Source organism: Citrobacter sp. Cpo040, from assembly GCF_030332915.1.
Taxonomy (GTDB): domain Bacteria; phylum Pseudomonadota; class Gammaproteobacteria; order Enterobacterales; family Enterobacteriaceae; genus Citrobacter; species Citrobacter portucalensis.
Window position 1 is genome coordinate 867704 of record NZ_JAOWGX010000037.1, and the last position, 17557, is coordinate 885260.

The 17557-nt window shown below is 53.0% G+C and carries 17 protein-coding genes, 2 tRNA genes and 1 rRNA gene; 6 read left to right on the forward strand and 14 right to left on the reverse strand.

Annotated features, from left to right (window positions below):
• Nucleotides 1-65 precede the first annotated feature (65 nt).
• The 3 genes from pnuC to OGX86_RS22625 are packed head-to-tail and all read right to left on the reverse strand — an operon-like array spanning nt 66 to nt 2273.
• Nucleotides 66-794 carry a nicotinamide riboside transporter PnuC gene (pnuC, locus tag OGX86_RS22615; RefSeq protein WP_060683009.1) on the reverse strand — a complete coding sequence of 243 codons (729 nt, stop codon included), beginning with the start codon at nt 792-794 and terminating at the stop codon, nt 66-68.
• A complete protein-coding gene (locus OGX86_RS22620) occupies nt 794-1543 on the reverse strand; it encodes a nucleoside phosphorylase (RefSeq protein ID WP_048227515.1) in 750 nt (249 codons plus the stop codon). The genes pnuC and OGX86_RS22620 overlap by 1 nt, the downstream gene beginning before the upstream one ends.
• Before the next feature lie 25 nt (nt 1544-1568).
• Complete coding sequence (locus OGX86_RS22625; protein ID WP_191238982.1) at nt 1569-2273, reverse strand: Crp/Fnr family transcriptional regulator; 705 nt, start codon at nt 2271-2273, stop codon at nt 1569-1571.
• 193 nt (nt 2274-2466) lie between these two features.
• On the opposite strand from OGX86_RS22625, the gene ppiC (OGX86_RS22630) reads away from it, so the two are divergent.
• Together ppiC (OGX86_RS22630) and ppiC (OGX86_RS22635) are read left to right on the forward strand one after the other, a co-directional pair.
• Complete coding sequence (gene ppiC / locus OGX86_RS22630) at nt 2467-2748, forward strand: peptidylprolyl isomerase PpiC (protein WP_038634595.1); 282 nt, start codon at nt 2467-2469, stop codon at nt 2746-2748.
• A 49-nt stretch (nt 2749-2797) separates the two neighbouring features.
• Nucleotides 2798-3079, forward strand: coding sequence for a peptidylprolyl isomerase PpiC (gene ppiC / locus OGX86_RS22635; protein WP_003017999.1), 282 nt, complete (start codon nt 2798-2800; stop codon nt 3077-3079).
• A gap of 100 nt (nt 3080-3179) precedes the next feature.
• On the opposite strand, the gene ilvC is transcribed toward ppiC (OGX86_RS22635), so the two are convergent.
• A complete protein-coding gene (ilvC, locus tag OGX86_RS22640; protein ID WP_003829020.1) occupies nt 3180-4655 on the reverse strand; it encodes a ketol-acid reductoisomerase in 1476 nt (491 codons plus the stop codon).
• Nucleotides 4656-4819: 164 nt separating this feature from the next.
• Here ilvC and ilvY point away from each other — a divergent pair, with 164 nt between their 5' ends.
• Both ilvY and fabV read left to right on the forward strand, forming a co-directional pair.
• Nucleotides 4820-5722, forward strand: a complete 903-nt coding sequence (gene ilvY, locus OGX86_RS22645) for an HTH-type transcriptional activator IlvY (RefSeq protein WP_003829023.1) — start codon at nt 4820-4822, stop codon at nt 5720-5722.
• Between the two features lie 172 nt (nt 5723-5894).
• A complete protein-coding gene (fabV, locus tag OGX86_RS22650; RefSeq protein ID WP_008787067.1) occupies nt 5895-7088 on the forward strand; it encodes an enoyl-ACP reductase FabV in 1194 nt (397 codons plus the stop codon).
• 63 nt (nt 7089-7151) lie between these two features.
• Here the strand turns inward: fabV and ilvA are convergent, their stop codons facing one another.
• From ilvA to ilvL, 6 genes are all read right to left on the reverse strand, one after another.
• Nucleotides 7152-8696, reverse strand: a complete 1545-nt coding sequence (ilvA, locus tag OGX86_RS22655; protein WP_003018007.1) for a threonine ammonia-lyase, biosynthetic — start codon at nt 8694-8696, stop codon at nt 7152-7154.
• Nucleotides 8697-8701: 5 nt separating this feature from the next.
• A complete protein-coding gene (gene ilvD, locus OGX86_RS22660) occupies nt 8702-10552 on the reverse strand; it encodes a dihydroxy-acid dehydratase (RefSeq protein ID WP_008787065.1) in 1851 nt (616 codons plus the stop codon).
• Between the two features lie 158 nt (nt 10553-10710).
• Nucleotides 10711-11640: a branched-chain amino acid transaminase gene (locus tag OGX86_RS22665; protein ID WP_003829030.1), complete on the reverse strand. Its 930-nt coding sequence runs from the start codon at nt 11638-11640 to the stop codon at nt 10711-10713.
• Nucleotides 11641-11657: 17 nt separating this feature from the next.
• A complete protein-coding gene (ilvM, locus tag OGX86_RS22670; protein WP_003018017.1) occupies nt 11658-11921 on the reverse strand; it encodes an acetolactate synthase 2 small subunit in 264 nt (87 codons plus the stop codon).
• Complete coding sequence (ilvG, locus tag OGX86_RS22675; protein ID WP_048227383.1) at nt 11918-13564, reverse strand: acetolactate synthase 2 catalytic subunit; 1647 nt, start codon at nt 13562-13564, stop codon at nt 11918-11920. The genes ilvM and ilvG overlap by 4 nt, the downstream gene beginning before the upstream one ends.
• A gap of 139 nt (nt 13565-13703) precedes the next feature.
• A complete protein-coding gene (ilvL, locus tag OGX86_RS22680) occupies nt 13704-13802 on the reverse strand; it encodes an ilv operon leader peptide (RefSeq protein WP_001311244.1) in 99 nt (32 codons plus the stop codon).
• A 352-nt stretch (nt 13803-14154) separates the two neighbouring features.
• On the opposite strand from ilvL, the gene OGX86_RS22685 reads away from it, so the two are divergent.
• On the forward strand, nt 14155-15675 hold the full coding sequence (locus tag OGX86_RS22685; RefSeq protein ID WP_020996103.1) for a YifB family Mg chelatase-like AAA ATPase: 1521 nt from the start codon (nt 14155-14157) through the stop codon (nt 15673-15675).
• A gap of 24 nt (nt 15676-15699) precedes the next feature.
• On the opposite strand, the gene maoP is transcribed toward OGX86_RS22685, so the two are convergent.
• Nucleotides 15700-16038, reverse strand: coding sequence for a macrodomain Ori organization protein MaoP (gene maoP / locus OGX86_RS22690; protein ID WP_003018025.1), 339 nt, complete (start codon nt 16036-16038; stop codon nt 15700-15702).
• Nucleotides 16039-16144: 106 nt separating this feature from the next.
• On the opposite strand from maoP, the gene hdfR reads away from it, so the two are divergent.
• Nucleotides 16145-16990, forward strand: a complete 846-nt coding sequence (gene hdfR, locus OGX86_RS22695; protein ID WP_008787063.1) for an HTH-type transcriptional regulator HdfR — start codon at nt 16145-16147, stop codon at nt 16988-16990.
• 100 nt (nt 16991-17090) lie between these two features.
• Here the strand turns inward: hdfR and OGX86_RS22700 are convergent.
• The 3 genes from OGX86_RS22700 to rrf form a co-directional block, all read right to left on the reverse strand.
• Nucleotides 17091-17166, reverse strand: a tRNA-Trp gene (locus OGX86_RS22700).
• 52 nt (nt 17167-17218) lie between these two features.
• Nucleotides 17219-17295: transfer RNA gene (locus tag OGX86_RS22705), tRNA-Asp, on the reverse strand.
• Between the two features lie 55 nt (nt 17296-17350).
• A 5S ribosomal RNA gene (gene rrf, locus OGX86_RS22710) occupies nt 17351-17466 on the reverse strand.
• Between the last annotated feature and the right edge of the window lie 91 nt (nt 17467-17557).

Consider the following 17557-nt stretch of genomic DNA (forward strand, 5'->3'; position numbering starts at 1 on the left):
GTAGCAGAAAGAGGGAGAAAAAGAGTAACTGGCTACCCCTGTGAGTAGCCAGAAAATCGGGTCAATCAGGAAGCTGTCGCGGCTAGTGGTGTATAGCCGTTGCGCTGCGCGCTCTTGATCCAGCTGTAGGATCCCATCACCGCGATTGCCGTCAGCAGGACATACTCAAGCGACATGGCGTAAACGCCCTGCACCGCGTAAATAACCACGCTAATCACGTCGATGAGCACCCACAGCAGCCAGTTTTCGACATATTTACGCGTCATCAGAATCATGGCCGCAATCGACAACACCAGCATGGTGGAATCCCAGAACGGGAAGGCATCGGGCTGAAGGTCAGGCATCGCGACCGGTATACCTATCATTTGTAGCAGTGCAATCATAATGCGGGTAAGCGCTGCAAACACCGGATCGATAAACAGCGTCATCAAAACTATCGCCACCGCGCAAACGCCGCCCAGTACCAGGGTTTGCTGACGGGAAAGCCAACGTACTTTGAGCGCTGCTTCCTGCGCCTCATTTTGCCGGCTCCACGCATACCAACCGTAAATGTTAGCGGCGAAGAAAAACACCTGTAGCAACAAGCTGGCATAGAGCTGAATCTGGAAAAAGATTGCTGCAAACAGCGTGACGTTAATCAGGCCAAACAGGTAATTGATGATTTTTTCCCGGCTGGCACACCAGATACATAACAGACCAAATACGGTACCAATGGCTTCAATCCAAGATAGTGCATAGCCGCCTTCGCCGAGAGGAATGTTGACCATTACATTGTTAATGCTAAAAAAGTCCATCACTGACCTCCTTGCTGACTATCGGAATGAATGGCGCGTAGCGCCAGGGTAATTTGCCGTTCTTCGCCCTGTTGGCACAACGTTTCCTGCTGGACATAATCATTGATACTGCTATCCAGACAACCGTTGTGGGCAACCACCACATTGAGTAATGACGCCGTACGTAACCCGCGCAGCGCACCGATGGTCATCAAAGCGGCACTTTCCATATCCGCACCCAGAACGCCGAGTGCCGACCACTGCGCATCCAGTTCCGCTTCCCGGTCGGTATAAAAACTATCGTGGCTGCGCACCAGGCCGCATGTGGCGGGAATATTCATCTGCCGCGCTTGCGCCATCAGTTCCCAGGTTAACTGCGGGTCGGCGCAGGCCGGATAGCCCGCAGGCGCATAGGTACGGCTGGTCCCGTCATCCGTTACCGCGGCATGGGCGATAATCACGTCACCAAGCGCAAGATTATCCTGCAATGCCCCGCAGCTACCGATACGAATCAGGGTCTTTACACCGATTTGACGCAGTTCTTCAATGGCAATAGCCGTAGACGGTCCACCGATTCCGGTAGAGAGCACTAAAATCTCGATCCCCTGATACCAACCTCGCGCGGCGCGAAACTCACGGTTTTGACCAAGCGATTCTGGGTTATCAAGAAAATTGGCGATGCGATCGACTCGCAACGGGTCTCCCGGCAGCAGCGCATAGCGTGCGCCTGTCATCTCCTTGCTTAACTGGATATGGGGTTGCAGCGACATTCTCCCGCCTCCTTCACTCTTGCGGTTATCCGATATCAGCCTCCCGCTTTAATTTTTCAGGGGCTGACAACACAATACTTTCACCATCGGTATCAATAATCTGTAGCGCTTTCAGGTCATGTAAAATACGGTTAATACTACGGGTCGTCGCCGCCAGTTCCTGACTGAGGTTTAGCTTATCCAGCAAAATTTCATTCGTGCCATCTTGTTGATAACGCAGCCATAACGCCTGGCACACTCGCTGATACAGCGAGTAAAGATTGTCGCTGCTGGCCTTTTTCGACAGCTGGTAATATTGCTGACTAAAGAAGCGCAGCATCCGCTGGTTAAAATGGTTATCTAACGCCAGCCAGCGGCTGAAGTATTCCTGCGATAAACTCAGAAGCTGCACATGTCCTACCGCCACTACCGAACAGATGTAATGGCGCGACTCAAAAATCTCGAGTTCGCCCAGCATATCGCCTTTCCGGTAGCGGGCTTGACGATAACGACGTCCATCTTCAGCCTCATAGAAAACATCGACTTCACCGGCAATAATCAGCGAAAAACGCTGACATATTTCCCCTTGCCGACAGATAAAGGCACCGCGTTGGATCTCTTCAAAACGCCAGCGCTGCATGATGTCCAGAGGGCAATATTTCAATAATTCATAGAGCTGTGGATCGCGAACAATATCACCCAGCCCGGTAAGCCATCCGACTGAAAATTCAGTTTTTTTCATTGTATCCATGATATCTCGCTCCATGGCTGTAGGGACAGGACGGAGGTCCCCGGCAAAAGGGAATGCGGCAGAGAAAATGTCGCTCATCTCCCGTTTCCATACATCAGGCGAGACATCTGTCCCGCGATGGCGAAGAGTATATGTCCACGACTAAGACGGGTGATAAAGTAATGGGACATCTTTGAGACATGAGAACAAAATAATGGCTAAGAGCGCGGCAGCCCTACATATCCTGGTAAAAGAAGAGAAATTAGCTCTGGAGATCCTGAGCAAGCTGGATCGCGGTATTAGCTTCGATCATTTGGCAAAACGCTATTCTCGCTGCCCCTCTGGGCGCAACGGAGGCGATCTGGGCGAGTTCAAACAGGGGATGATGGTGGGACCATTTGATGCCGCTGTGTTTAGCTGCCCACTGCTTAAACCTTACGGGCCTGTAAAAACCAAATTTGGCTACCACATCATCAAAGTGCTGTATCGACGGTAAGCCATGCTAAAATCGCGAGCCTTACAGACCCCCTTTTGAAGGCACGATCATGGCAAAAACAGCAGCAGCAGTGCATATCCTTGTTAAAGAAGAGAAACTGGCACTGGATCTTCTGGAACAGATTAAAAACGGCGCCGACTTCGGCAAACTGGCGAAGAAACACTCCATCTGCCCATCAGGCAAACGCGGCGGTGATTTAGGCGAATTCCGTCAGGGCCAGATGGTTCCGGCGTTCGATAAAGTGGTCTTTTCCTGCCCTGTGCTGGAGCCAACCGGCCCGCTGCACACTCAGTTCGGTTACCACATCATTAAAGTGCTGTACCGTAACTAATAGAAAGCCCGGTGTTTAAACACCGGGCTTTTTTTGCCGGATAGCGCTTCGCTTATCCGGCCTACGAAGCGCTGTTGATATGCCATTCCTCTATGAGGAATTATCCTGCGACCGCAATGCGCTTCATATCGGTCATGTAGCCACGCAGTTTCTGGCCCACTTTCTCGATAGCATGACCGCGAATCGCATCGTTCACGTCACGCAGCTGCGCGTTGTCTACCGCGCCTTCAGCAATCGCTTTGCCCAGGTCGCCGGTCTGCAGGGTGGTCATGAACTCTTTCAGCAGCGGTACGCAAGCGTAAGAGAACAGGTAGTTGCCGTATTCTGCGGTATCAGAGATAACCACGTTCATTTCGTACAGACGCTTACGGGCAATAGTGTTGGCGATCAGCGGCAGTTCGTGCAGTGATTCGTAGTAAGCAGATTCTTCGATGATGCCGGAATCCACCATGGTTTCGAACGCCAGCTCAACGCCCGCTTTCACCATCGCAATCATCAGAACGCCTTTATCAAAGTATTCCTGCTCGCCGATTTTACCGTCGAACTGGGCAGCGGTTTCGAACGCGGTTTTGCCGGTCTCTTCACGCCAGGTCAGCAGTTTCTTATCGTCGTTGGCCCAGTCAGCCATCATGCCGGAAGAGAATTCACCGGAGATGATGTCGTCCATGTGTTTCTGGAACAGCGGCGCCATGATCTCTTTCAGCTGTTCGGACAGCGCGTAAGCACGCAGTTTCGCCGGGTTAGACAGACGGTCCATCATCAGAGTGATGCCGCCCTGCTTCAGCGCTTCGGTGATGGTTTCCCAGCCGAACTGAATCAGTTTTTCAGCATATGCCGGGTCAGTACCTTCTTCTACCAGCTTATCGAAGCACAGCAGAGAACCGGCCTGCAGCATACCGCACAGGATAGTCTGCTCACCCATCAGGTCAGATTTCACTTCCGCCACGAAGGAGGACTCCAGTACGCCAGCACGGTGACCGCCGGTGGCCGCAGCCCAGGCTTTAGCAATCGCCATGCCTTCGCCTTTCGGATCGTTTTCCGGGTGAACGGCGATCAGCGTAGGTACGCCGAAACCACGTTTGTACTCTTCACGAACTTCAGTACCCGGGCACTTCGGTGCCACCATCACGACGGTGATGTCTTTACGGATCTGCTCGCCAACTTCCACGATGTTGAAGCCGTGGGAGTAACCCAGCGCTGCACCGTCTTTCATCAGCGGCTGTACAGAACGCACAACGTCGGAGTGCTGCTTGTCCGGAGTCAGGTTAACCACCAGATCAGCCTGCGGGATCAGCTCTTCGTAGGTACCCACTTTGAAGCCGTTTTCGGTCGCTTTACGCCAGGAAGCACGCTTCTCAGCAATGGCTTCTTTACGCAGTGCGTAGGAGATATCCAGACCGGAGTCACGCATGTTCAGGCCCTGGTTCAGACCCTGGGCGCCACAGCCGACGATGACCACTTTTTTACCCTGAAGGTAGCTCGCACCATCGGCGAATTCGTCGCGACCCATAAAGCGACATTTACCCAGCTGTGCCAGCTGCTGGCGCAGGTTCAGTGTATTAAAGTAGTTAGCCATGATGGTGTACTCCGTGATGTTGTGTTGTGGTGCTTATTATTCGGTTCGCAGATTTGTATTTGCGAGATTGAATCCACATTACAACAGGAAATTTATTGCGGAAATTGATATATTCACAACGTCACATTGCAATTTATGCAACGTAGAAAATCGGAGGCTCGTCTGTGGATTTACGCGATCTGAAAATGTTCCTGCATTTGGCTGAAAGTCGTCACTTTGGCCGCAGCGCGCGGGCAATGCACGTCAGCCCATCCACGCTTTCCCGACAAATTCAGCGCCTCGAAGAAGACCTCGGCCAGCCGCTGTTTGTGCGCGATAACCGTACGGTTACGCTGACCGAAGCCGGTGAAGAGCTGCGCGTGTTTGCCCAACAGACGCTGTTGCAGTACCAGCAGTTACGCCACACTCTCGATCAACAAGGGCCGTCGCTGTCAGGCGAACTGCATATTTTCTGTTCGGTAACTGCCGCCTACAGCCATCTGCCGCCAATCCTTGACCGTTTCCGCGCCGAGCATCCGTCAGTGGAAATTAAGCTCACCACCGGCGACGCCGCCGATGCGATGGATAAAGTGGTTACTGGTGAAGCCGATCTGGCGATTGCCGGTAAGCCCGAAACACTGCCTGGCGCGGTGGCGTTCTCGATGCTGGAGAATCTGACGGTTGTGTTGATCGCTCCGGCGTTGCCCTGCCCGGTGCGTAATCAGGTATCGGTCGATAAGCCGGACTGGTCGACGGTGCCGTTTATCATGGCCGATCAAGGTCCAGTACGCCGCCGTATCGAGCTGTGGTTCCGCCGTCACAAAATCAGCAACCCATCGATTTACGCCACGGTGGGTGGCCACGAAGCGATGGTCTCAATGGTGGCGCTGGGCTGCGGCGTGGCGCTGCTGCCGGAAGTGGTGCTAGAAAACAGCCCGGAGCCGGTACGTAATCGCGTGATGATTTTAGAGCGCAGTGACGAAAAAACACCGTTCGAGCTTGGCGTCTGCGCGCCGAAAAAGCGGCTGCATGAACCGCTGATCGACGCGTTTTGGAAGATTGTTCTGGAACGTAAATCCGCAGAGTAGCGCCAGCGTCAGGTCTAAAATCAGTGGTAGATTCAGTATTGGCGCTCCTTTTCTGTATAATGTCGTGATCCATTGTAGTGGGGGGCTTGTTAACCATCGCGTTAAGCAGGCCAGAACAGACGGTGTCATTGCGCACTTGACAGCGAAAATACAAACTTAATTAGCCATCATTATGATAATCAAACCAAAAATTCGTGGATTCATCTGTACAACGACCCATCCGACTGGCTGCAAAGTCAACGTGGAAAAGCAGATCGAGTATGTTAAGCAGAACGGGAAAATCGAGAACGGCCCGTCTCGCGTGCTGGTGATCGGTGCTTCCACCGGTTACGGTCTGGCTTCCAGAATTTCCGCCGCCTTTGGCAGCGGTGCCGCCACTATCGGCGTATTTTTCGAAAAACCGGGCACGGATACCAAACCAGGTTCCGCAGGCTGGTATAACTCTGCAGCTTTCGACGAAGCAGCCAAGCGTGAAGGTCTGTACTCCAAGAGCATCAACGGCGATGCGTTCTCTGACGAATGCCGTGATGAAGTGATCAAACTGATCAAAGAAGACCTGGGTCAGATTGACCTGGTGGTTTACTCACTGGCTTCCCCAGTGCGTAAAATGCCGAAAACCGGTGAAATCGTCCGTTCAGCGCTGAAGCCAATCGGTGAGGTTTACACCTCTAAAGCGATCGATACCAACAAAGATCAGATCATCACCGCCAGCATTGAGCCGGCAACCGAAGAAGAAGTTCAGAACACCGTCACCGTCATGGGCGGCGAAGACTGGGAACTGTGGATGGGCGCGCTGAGCGAAGCGGGCGTGCTGGCTGATGGTGTGAAAACCGTAGCCTACTCCTACATCGGTACCGACCTGACCTGGCCAATCTACTGGCACGGCGCGCTGGGCAAAGCGAAAGAAGACCTCGATCGCGCGGCGGGTGAGCTGCGTAACCAGCTGGCACCACTGAACGGTTCCGCTAACGTTGCCGTACTGAAGTCCGTTATCACCCAGGCATCTTCTGCGATTCCGGTAATGCCACTGTACATCTCCATGGTCTTCAAGCTGATGAAAGCGCAGGGGATTCACGAAGGTTGTATTGAGCAGATCAACCGTCTGATGACCACCAGCCTGTACGGCGATAAAGTGGCGCTTGATGACAACCAGCGTATCCGTATGGATGACTGGGAACTGCGTGACGACATTCAGCAGGCATGTCGCGATCTGTGGCCGCTGATCACTACCGAAAACCTGGCGCAAGAAACTGACTATGCAGGATACAAGCAGGAATTCCTGAATCTGTTCGGTTTTGCCCTCGACGGTGTGGATTACGATGCTGACGTGAATACCGAAGTCGAATTCGACGTTATCACGCTGTAATCTGCTGATACAGTAGCAAAAAGGGTTCATGTTTTTACATGAACCCTTTTTTAATGGCTGTCGTTAACCCGCCAGGAAGAACCTGAACGCCGGGTTATGTGTTTCATCATGACAGTCATAACCCAGTTCATTCAGCCGCGTTTCGAAATCAGGCTCGTGTTCACCCAACTCAAACGCCGCCAGCACACGACCATAGTCAGTGCCGTGACTGCGATAGTGGAACAATGAAATATTCCAGTGCGTCCCCAAGGTATGCAGGAATTTGAGCAACGCCCCCGGCGACTCCGGAAATTCGAAGCTATAAAGACGTTCCTGTAAGGGTTTCGACGGACGTCCACCGACCATATAGCGCACGTGTAGCTTCGCCATCTCGTCATCAGACAGATCCACCACGCTATAGCCGCCCTCATTGAGCAGTTGCAGGATTTCCTTACGCTCTTCCAGCCCACGGCTCAGACGTACGCCGACAAAAATGCAGGCGTCTTTCGCATCAGCAAAGCGGTAGTTAAACTCGGTCACCGAGCGCCCGCCCAGCAGTTGGCAAAACTTCAGGAAGCTGCCCTTTTCTTCCGGGATGGTCACGGCCAGCAAGGCTTCGCGCTGTTCCCCCAGCTCGCAACGTTCAGAAACGTAGCGCAGGCCGTGGAAGTTAACGTTAGCGCCGGAAAGAACATGCGCCAGACGCTCACCGCGAATATTATGCTGGGCGATGTATTTTTTCATCCCCGCCAGCGCCAGCGCCCCGGAAGGCTCCGCCACCGCGCGTACATCTTCGAACAGGTCTTTCATTGCCGCGCAAATAGCATCGCTATCCACGGTAATAATATCGTCGAGGTATTCCTGGCACAGACGGAAGGTTTCATCGCCAATACGTTTCACCGCCACGCCTTCGGCAAAGAGACCAACACGCGGCAGATCCACCGGATGACCGGCATCCAGCGCCGCTTTCAGACAGGCCGAATCTTCCGCTTCCACGGCAATCACTTTGATTTGCGGCATCAGCTGTTTTATCAGCACCGCAACACCTGCCGCTAATCCGCCACCACCAACTGGTACGAATACGCGATCGAGATGCGCGTCCTGCTGAAGTAACTCCAGCGCCAGCGTGCCCTGCCCGGCAATCACCATCGGATGATCGAACGGCGGCACCCAGGTAAAACCCTGCTGCTGCGACAATTCAATCGCTTTGGCTTTGGCTTCATCAAAGTTCGCGCCGTGCAGCAGCACTTCTCCGCCGAAGCCGCGAACGGCATCGACTTTGATATCGGCGGTAGCCGTTGGCATGACAATCAGCGCCTTCACGCCTAATCGCGCAGAAGAGAAAGCGACGCCCTGAGCATGATTACCAGCCGATGCGGTAATGACGCCATGCGCTTTTTGCTCTTCGGTCAAGCCCGCCATCATGGCATAGGCACCGCGTAGCTTGAAGCTGTGAACGGGTTGACGGTCTTCGCGCTTCACCAGAATGACGTTGTCGAGGCGCGAAGAGAGTTTTTCCATTTTCTGTAGCGGCGTTACCTGTGCCGCTTCGTATACCGGCGCACGCAGTACCGCTCTGAGATACTCGGCGCCCTCAGGAGCGCCGGATAGAGGTTGTGAATCCGCCATGGTCATTATCCCCCGAGCTTCGACTTATCGCGCACCGCACCTTTGTCGGCACTGGTTGCCAGGCTGGCGTAGGCGCGCAGTGCAAAGGAGACCTGACGCTGACGATCTTTTGGCGTCCAGGCTTTGTCACCGCGAGCTTCCTGCGCTTCACGGCGCGCAGCGATTTCCGCATCACTCAGTTGCAGTTGAATACCACGATTCGGGATATCGATGGCAATCATGTCACCATCTTCGATAATCGCGATATTACCGCCGCTGGCCGCTTCCGGAGAAACGTGACCAATGGAAAGCCCCGAAGTACCGCCGGAGAAACGACCGTCGGTAATCAGCGCGCAAGCCTTACCGAGGCCCATCGATTTCAGGAAGGTGGTTGGGTAGAGCATTTCCTGCATGCCTGGCCCGCCTTTCGGCCCTTCGTAGCGAATGACAACCACGTCGCCAGCCACCACTTTACCGCCGAGGATGGCTTCAACCGCATCGTCCTGGCTTTCATACACTTTTGCCGGACCGGTGAATTTCAGGATGCTGTCATCCACGCCTGCGGTTTTTACAATACAGCCGTTTTCCGCGAAGTTACCGTACAGGACTGCCAGACCGCCGTCTTTGCTGTAAGCGTGCTCCAGCGAGCGAATGCAGCCTTCAGCGCGGTCGTCATCCAGCGTATCCCAACGGCAGTCCTGTGAGAAGGCCTGGGTAGTACGAATGCCGGCCGGGCCTGCACGGAACATTTTTTTCACCGCGTCGTCTTTGGTCAACATCACGTCATACCGATCGAGCGTTTGCGGCAGAGTCAGCCCCAACACGTTTTTCACGTCGCGGTTCAGCAGTCCAGCACGATCCAGTTCGCCTAAAATACCCAGTACGCCGCCTGCGCGGTGCACGTCTTCCATATGGTATTTCTGCGTACTCGGCGCCACTTTACACAGCTGCGGGACTTTGCGGGACAGCTTGTCGATATCACTCATGGTGAAGTCGATTTCCGCTTCCTGCGCGGCCGCCAGCAGGTGCAGAACGGTGTTGGTGGAGCCGCCCATGGCGATATCCAGCGTCATGGCGTTCTCAAACGCTGCCTTGCTGGCAATGTTGCGCGGCAGCGCGGAAGCATCGTCCTGCTCATAATAACGTTTGGTCAGCTCGACGATGCGCTGGCCTGCGGTGAGGAAAAGTTCTTTACGGTCGGCGTGAGTCGCCAACAGCGAACCGTTACCCGGCTGCGACAAGCCCAGCGCTTCGGTCAGGCAGTTCATCGAGTTAGCGGTGAACATACCGGAACAGGAGCCGCAGGTTGGGCAAGCGGAACGTTCAACCTGCTCGCTTTGTGAGTCGGAAACTTTCGGGTCAGCGCCCTGAATCATCGCATCAACCAGGTCGAGCTTGATGATTTGGTCAGAGAGCTTAGTTTTCCCGGCTTCCATCGGGCCGCCGGAAACAAAGATAACCGGGATGTTCAGGCGCAGAGAGGCCATTAACATCCCGGGGGTGATTTTATCGCAGTTGGAGATGCAGACCATCGCATCGGCGCAGTGGGCGTTAACCATGTACTCAACGGAGTCAGCGATCAGCTCACGCGACGGCAGTGAATACAGCATGCCGCCATGGCCCATGGCGATACCATCATCCACAGCAATGGTGTTGAACTCTTTCGCCACGCCGCCTGAGGCTTCGATTTGTTCGGCAACCAGCTTACCGAGATCGCGCAGGTGGACGTGACCCGGCACAAACTGGGTAAAGGAGTTCACCACAGCGATAATCGGTTTACCGAAGTCATCATCGGTCATCCCGGTGGCGCGCCACAATGCGCGGGCACCCGCCATATTGCGGCCGTGGGTGGTGGTGGCAGAACGATACTTAGGCATGCTTGATTAACTCCCGTCTGTCTTTCCCCTGCATACTTCACGCCGCAGGTGCGTTGGCCGCCTCGCTCACCCCAGTCACTTACTCCAGTAAGCTCCAGGGACTTGCTGCGTTGCCGTCTTCCTGCAACGTGAATTATTTTGGGGAAATATTAATTTTGTTATTGGTTTACTGAATCCAACCAGCCGTATTTATCTTCCGTTTCGCCGGTGAAGAGGCCAAAGAAGGCCTGCTGGATGCGTTTGGTGACCGGACCGCAGCGGCCTTCGCCCACCTGGATACCATCGACACTGCGTACTGGGGTGATTTCGGCCGCGGTACCGGACATGAACACTTCGTCGGCCAGGTACAGTGATTCACGAGACAGCACCTGCTCACGCACTTCGATATCGAGATCTTTCGCCAGCTTAATGATCGCATCACGAGTGATACCCGGCAGCGCGGAAGAGGTAAACGGCGGGGTAAACAGAATGCCGTCTTTTACTTCAAACAGGTTTTCGCCCGCACCTTCGGAGATGTAACCATTCACATCCAGCGCAATGCCTTCCTGATAGCCATGACGACGCGCTTCGCTACCCACCAGCAGCGAAGACAGATAGTTACCGCCCGCTTTAGCAGCAGTAGGGATGGTGTTCGGCGCCACGCGGTTCCAGGATGAAACCATCGCGTCGATCCCCTGCTCCAGCGCTTCTGCACCAAGGTAAGCACCCCACGGGAACGCGGCGATGATCACGTCAGTGGTGTATCCCGCTGGCGGATTAACGCCCATCCCCACGTCTCCAACAAACACCAGCGGACGGATATAGGCGCTGGTCAGATTGTTTTTACGAATCACCTCGCGGCAAGCTTCCATCAGCTCATCAACGCTCTGAGAAACCGGAAAACGATAGATCTTGGCTGAATCACGCAGACGCTGCATATGTTCGCGATGACGGAACACCACCGGCCCTTTGTGAGAATCGTAGCAACGGATGCCTTCGAATACTGAAGTACCGTAGTGCAGCGCGTGGGACATCACGTGAACCTTCGCGTCTTCCCAACGAATCATCTCGCCATTAGACCAAATGTAATCAGCTTTTTTCGTCGTCATTTTTCTTCCTTTTGCGCTCAGGCGCGGATTTGTTGTGATGTGGTTGTGCTCTGGCAGATAGCAACATGTGCAACGTCTACCAGTTTACTTAACTGACTAAACAGTAAGTCGACCGACCGGGGGCTGGCAACGGTCAATTCGATATTTATATTTTGCGCATCGCTGGCGGCTTCCATATTCATGGAGCACACCTGAAAACCGCGATGGCGTACCACGCGTAAAACACGTTCTAACGTTTCCGGATTGAAACGAGCCTCAACGGCGACCTGATGTTGCATCATGATAATTTCTCCAGCATTTCTGAGTTACTGGCACCTGGCGGTACCAGAGGCCAGACATTCTCAAGTTCGTCGATTGAGACATGAAGCAGGTATGGCCCCTCGCTGTTCAGCATGGTGTCGAGTGCCGCTTCAACCTGGTCTTTACGGGTGATGTGTTGACCTGGTATGCCGAAGGCGCTGGCCAACATGAGGAAATCGGGGTTATCGGTAAGGGTGGTTTCGCTATAACGTTCCTGGAAAAACAGCTGCTGCCATTGTCGCACCATGCCTAACCGCTGGTTGTCGAGTAAAACTATTTTCAGCGGCAACTGCTTGCGTTTTACGGTGCCCAGCTCCTGTACATTCATCATGAAGGAGCCGTCACCGGAGATACAGATTACCGTATCGTTCGGGCGAGCAACCTGCGCACCAACCGCTGCTGGCAGGCCAAAGCCCATCGTACCCAGACCGCTCGAGGTGATGAAATTTTCCGGGCGGGTGTAGGTCATATGCTGCGCCGACCACATCTGATGCTGACCAACATCCGTTGTCACTACGCTGTCCGTGGGTTTGCGATCGGACAACTGCTTCAACAACAGTGGCGCGTAGATAGCCTCACCGGGATGATCATAGCGCCAGGTATGCTCTGTGCGCAGTTCAGCGCTATGCTGACGCCATGCGTCAATCTTCAGAGATTGCTGCAATGCCGGCAGCAGAGAATTTAAATCACCCTGCAGGGCGACGTGCGCCTGGCGCAGCTTGTTCATTTCCGCAGGGTCGATATCCATGTGGATCACGCTGGCGTTCGGTGCGAAGGTATTCAGCTTACCGGTCACCCGGTCATCAAAACGCGCGCCCACTGCAATCAGTAAATCACATTCTTGCACCGCGAAATTTGCCGCTTTAGTGCCATGCATTCCCAACATACCCAAATAGTATGGGTAGTCAGATTCTACTGCGCCCAGACCTTTCAGCGTGCAGGCGACCGGCATTTGGGTTACCGCGATAAATTCACGCAGGGCCGGGACCGCCTGCGCCATACCAACGCCGCCACCGACGTACAGGATCGGTTTTTGCGCCTGCGCCAGCATTTTACGTGCCTGCTCAACGTCAGCGTGCGGGAAATCCTCTACGTTTTCGACGGTCGTAAAATACGGCTCCAGCGTACCGCTGGCCAGCTGGATGTCTTTCGGGATATCAACCAGAACCGGACCCGGACGACCGGAGTTCGCCACAGCGAAAGCCTCTGCCATAATGCGCGGCAGCTCTTCCAGTGACTGCACCAGGAAACTGTGTTTGGTGCAGGACAAAGACATACCCAGAACGTCCACTTCCTGAAACGCATCCGTTCCGATGAAAGGTGAGGCCACCTGACCGGTGATCGCCACCACAGGAACAGAATCTAACAGCGCATCGGCAAGTCCGGTGATCAGGTTGGTAGCGCCAGGACCTGAAGTGGCGATACACACGCCGGTTTTACCGGTCGCACGGGCATAGCCAATTGCCGCCATTGCCGCGCCCTGCTCGTGTCGGCACAACAGGTGTTCTACGCCGCCGTCATACAACGCATCGTAAACCGGCATAATTGCGCCACCAGGATAACCAAAGACGGTTTGAACCCCTTGTGCACGCAACGCATGTACCACCCACTGTGCCCCATTCATAGTTACATCCCCGCCGTAAATCTTGAGAAACAGAATTTTATGCTACCGTTCACTTTCTGCTCCTCGTGTATGTTTTTAAGGTCAAAAAAAACCCCCGGACCTTTCGGTGCGGGGGTCTTAGTTCGTTAAGGCTTGTTTTCTAAGCCTTTCCTCGTCCAAGTGCAGCCCCGCACGGTGGGATAATAATCACCACCACGCTAATCACGACCAGGCTAATCACTCGTAGAAGGGCTGTCATTTTTGTATTTTCTTGCATCTTGTTCGAAGGAATACCTAAAGAGTTACCATAGAATTTGCAAATGACACAAGATATTTTTTTATTCGTTTTTCTGACGCCGTTAACGGTTTAGATAAATATCGTTGTTTTTTATACAAAAAATCAAAAGTGAAAATATTTCACGTTTCAGGTGATTCTCGGCAACCCGTTCCCTACTAAAAACGTTATTCAAAAGCGTTTGCGAGCGCTATTCCAGGCTTTATGCAAGCAGTATTGAGCTACATAAAAACACGGGAATAAGCCTCTAAAAACCGTAATTATGTGAAATCTTGCCGCGATGTATTGCGACATAATGCTTTCATCAGGAGGGCTTATGTCACTATCGATTGTTCACACACGCGCTGCGCTGGGCGTGAATGCGCCAGCCATTACCATCGAGGTACATATCAGCAATGGTTTGCCTGGTTTAACCATGGTGGGATTACCCGAAACAACGGTAAAAGAAGCCCGCGATCGGGTTCGCAGTGCGATTATTAATAGCGGTTATGAATTCCCGGCGAAGAAGATAACCATAAACCTCGCTCCGGCCGATCTCCCGAAAGAAGGGGGACGATATGATTTACCTATCGCAGTTGCGCTTCTGGCAGCGTCTGAGCAGCTTACAACCCATAACCTCGATACATATGAGCTGGTAGGCGAATTAGCGCTTACAGGCGCGTTACGCGGCGTTCCCGGTGCGATATCAAGTGCAACTGAAGCTATTCGCGCAGGCAGGAGAATTATTGTCGCAAAAGAGAATGCAGCTGAAGTGGGACTGATACACGGTGAAGGGTGCCTGATAGCCGATCATCTACAGGCCGTATGCGCATTTCTCGAAGGTAAGCATGATTTAGACAGACCATCATCGGCAGATTTTACCCCCTGCGCATTAGCAGATGATCTGAGCGATGTTATCGGCCAGGAACAGGGTAAACGCGGGCTGGAGCTTACCGCAGCTGGCGGTCATAACCTCTTACTCATCGGGCCGCCGGGAACGGGTAAGACCATGCTGGCCAGTCGCCTGAGAGGATTGCTTCCGCCACTGAGCAATGATGAAGCACTGGAAAGCGCCGCGATTCTAAGTCTGGTCAATTCCGACACGCTACAAAAACAGTGGAAACAACGCCCTTTTCGTTCGCCGCATCACAGTGCTTCATTAACTGCCATGGTCGGTGGCGGCTCTATTCCTGCGCCAGGCGAGATATCTCTGGCGCATAACGGCATACTGTTTCTGGATGAACTTCCCGAGTTTGAGCGGCGCACGCTGGATGCACTGCGAGAGCCCATTGAGTCCGGGCAGATTCATTTATCCCGCACTCGGGCAAAAATAACTTACCCCGCGCGTTTTCAGCTTATTGCTGCCATGAATCCTAGCCCAACAGGACATTATCAGGGGAACCATAACCGCTGTACCCCAGAGCAGACGCTACGCTACCTCAATCGATTATCAGGCCCATTTCTTGACCGCTTCGATCTCTCCCTCGAAATCCCCTTACCGCCGCCCGGCATACTCAGCCAGAGCCAGGTAAAAGGGGAAGATAGCGCAACGGTGAAGCAACGCGTTATAGCAGCACGAGAGCGTCAGTATCGGCGGCAGAATAAGTTAAATGCGCAACTGGACAGTCAGGATATCCATAAATACTGTCCACTGCGTAGCGACGATGCGCAGTGGCTTGAAGAAACGCTCGCGCATCTCGGATTATCCATCCGCGCCTGGTTACGCCTGATAAAGGTCGCTCGAACGATCGCGGATATAGAACAATCTGACCATATATCTCGCCAGCACTTACAGGAGGCTGTTGGGTATCGGGCGATAGACAGATTACTCATTCATTTGCAGAAACTACTGGCATAAAAAAAGGGCTTTCGCCCTTTTTTATTAATCATCAGATTCGGTGTAGTCTTCCGCACCTTCCACCTGAGGTTTCCCGCCAGACAGCGTGTGGAAGCGTTTTGGACGCTTAATTCGCGTCATGTATTTGGACCACACACGTTCAGCTTCGGTAACCGGTTCGCGCTCACCACGGCATACCGCAACAAACAGTTTTTCTTCTTCCGTTACCGGCTCACGCTTGCCCAGATCCAGCTCGTTGAAAGCATAACCGTGACGCTCAAGCAGTTGTGCTTCTTTAATGGTGAAATCACCATGACGGGAGAATCCGCGGGGATAATATTTATTATCGAAATATCGATTAGTCGTCGTAAAGCTTTCCGCCATCCTGCACGCTCCTAATTCTTTGGCCGAGCTATTTATGGCGCGGAGTATTAGTTACGCTTGACAGAGCGTCAAACAAAAGATTTAAATCATAACGACAAATAATTTTATGGAGCGAGTTGTGGATACGGAATTGTTAAAAACTTTCCTGGAAGTTAGCCGGACACGCCACTTTGGCAGGGCTGCTGAAGCGCTCTATCTGACCCAATCAGCGGTTAGTTTTCGGATCAGACAACTGGAAAATCAATTGGGTGTAAACCTGTTCACCCGACACAGAAACAATATCCGTTTAACCGCTGCAGGTGAAAAATTATTACCTTACGCTGAAACGCTGATGAATACGTGGCAAGCAGCACGTAAGGAGGTTGCGAATACCTCGCGGCATAACGAGTTTTCTATTGGTGCCAGCGCATCCCTCTGGGAATGCATGCTTAATGGCTGGCTGGGGCGTTTGTACCAATCCCAGGAGCCACAATCCAGCCTGCAATTTGAAGCGAGGATCGCGCAGCGACAGTCGTTAGTAAAACAGCTTCATGAACGACAGCTTGATCTATTGATTACTACCGAAACGCCCAAAATGGACGAATTTAGCAGCCAACTGTTGGGATATTTCACGCTGGCGCTGTATTGCAGTTCTCCTTCACAAACCAAAGATGAACTGAATTATCTGCGTCTGGAATGGGGACCTGACTTTCAGCAACACGAGGCTGGATTGATTGCGGGAGATGAAGTGCCGGTACTTACCACCAGTTCGGCAGAATTAGCCAGGCAGCAACTTTCAGTCCTCAAAGGTTTTAGCTGGCTACCGGTCAGCTGGGCTAAAGGTAAAAGTGATCTCCATACGGTTACCGACAGTACAACGCTTTCACGCCCGTTATATGCAGTTTGGCTGCAAAATAGCGATAAACATGCGCTGATTTGCGATCTGCTGAGAACGAATATTCTGGAAGATTAAGGAAAACGCTGGCAAGGATGCCGGGAGTAAAATAGAAAGAAGGAAAAACTCAAATTACAGGTAAAAAAAAATCCTTAGCAATAATGCTAAGGATTGTTTCTGGCAGGGGCGGAGAGACTCGAACTCGCGACACCCGGTTTTGGAGACCGGTGCTCTACCAACTGAGCTACGCCCCTAAATCTTCTTATCATTAAGCCTGCTTAGTAGCAGGCTTAATTTTCTAATAAGTGGCGGAACGGACGGGACTCGAACCCGCGACCCCCTGCGTGACAGGCAGGTATTCTAACCAACTGAACTACCGCTCCACCGAATTTCTTTGTCACTACCCGGATTCTTCATCCCGGTTTACTGCAATTTGATGCCTGGCAGTTCCCTACTCTCGCATGGGGAGACCCCACACTACCATCGGCGCTACGGCGTTTCACTTCTGAGTTCGGCATGGGGTCAGGTGGGACCACCGCGCTACAGCCGCCAGGCAAATTCTGTTTATCAACACGCTTTTGCATGTCGATGTCATCTGTATCAGGCTGAAAATATCTCTCTTCGCCAAAACATCTTCGGCGTTGT

What these genes read in the sequence shown, in the direction of transcription:
- ilvM (WP_003018017.1), bottom strand. Translation starts at nt 11,921, where the DNA reads ATGATGCAACATCAGGTCGCCGTTGAGGCTCGTTTCAATCCGGAAACG.
- ilvA (WP_003018007.1), bottom strand. Translation starts at nt 8,696, where the DNA reads ATGGCGGATTCACAACCTCTATCCGGCGCTCCTGAGGGCGCCGAGTAT.
- maoP (WP_003018025.1), bottom strand. Translation starts at nt 16,038, where the DNA reads ATGGCGGAAAGCTTTACGACGACTAATCGATATTTCGATAATAAATAT.
- OGX86_RS22625 (WP_191238982.1), bottom strand. Translation starts at nt 2,273, where the DNA reads ATGGATACAATGAAAAAAACTGAATTTTCAGTCGGATGGCTTACCGGG.
- OGX86_RS22685 (WP_020996103.1), top strand. Translation starts at nt 14,155, where the DNA reads ATGTCACTATCGATTGTTCACACACGCGCTGCGCTGGGCGTGAATGCG.
- ppiC (WP_003017999.1), top strand. Translation starts at nt 2,798, where the DNA reads ATGGCAAAAACAGCAGCAGCAGTGCATATCCTTGTTAAAGAAGAGAAA.
- OGX86_RS22665 (WP_003829030.1), bottom strand. Translation starts at nt 11,640, where the DNA reads ATGACGACGAAAAAAGCTGATTACATTTGGTCTAATGGCGAGATGATT.
- fabV (WP_008787067.1), top strand. Translation starts at nt 5,895, where the DNA reads ATGATAATCAAACCAAAAATTCGTGGATTCATCTGTACAACGACCCAT.
- pnuC (WP_060683009.1), bottom strand. Translation starts at nt 794, where the DNA reads ATGGACTTTTTTAGCATTAACAATGTAATGGTCAACATTCCTCTCGGC.
- ilvC (WP_003829020.1), bottom strand. Translation starts at nt 4,655, where the DNA reads ATGGCTAACTACTTTAATACACTGAACCTGCGCCAGCAGCTGGCACAG.
- ilvG (WP_048227383.1), bottom strand. Translation starts at nt 13,564, where the DNA reads ATGAATGGGGCACAGTGGGTGGTACATGCGTTGCGTGCACAAGGGGTT.
- OGX86_RS22620 (WP_048227515.1), bottom strand. Translation starts at nt 1,543, where the DNA reads ATGTCGCTGCAACCCCATATCCAGTTAAGCAAGGAGATGACAGGCGCA.
- ilvD (WP_008787065.1), bottom strand. Translation starts at nt 10,552, where the DNA reads ATGCCTAAGTATCGTTCTGCCACCACCACCCACGGCCGCAATATGGCG.
- ppiC (WP_038634595.1), top strand. Translation starts at nt 2,467, where the DNA reads ATGGCTAAGAGCGCGGCAGCCCTACATATCCTGGTAAAAGAAGAGAAA.
- hdfR (WP_008787063.1), top strand. Translation starts at nt 16,145, where the DNA reads ATGGAGCGAGTTGTGGATACGGAATTGTTAAAAACTTTCCTGGAAGTT.
- ilvL (WP_001311244.1), bottom strand. Translation starts at nt 13,802, where the DNA reads ATGACAGCCCTTCTACGAGTGATTAGCCTGGTCGTGATTAGCGTGGTG.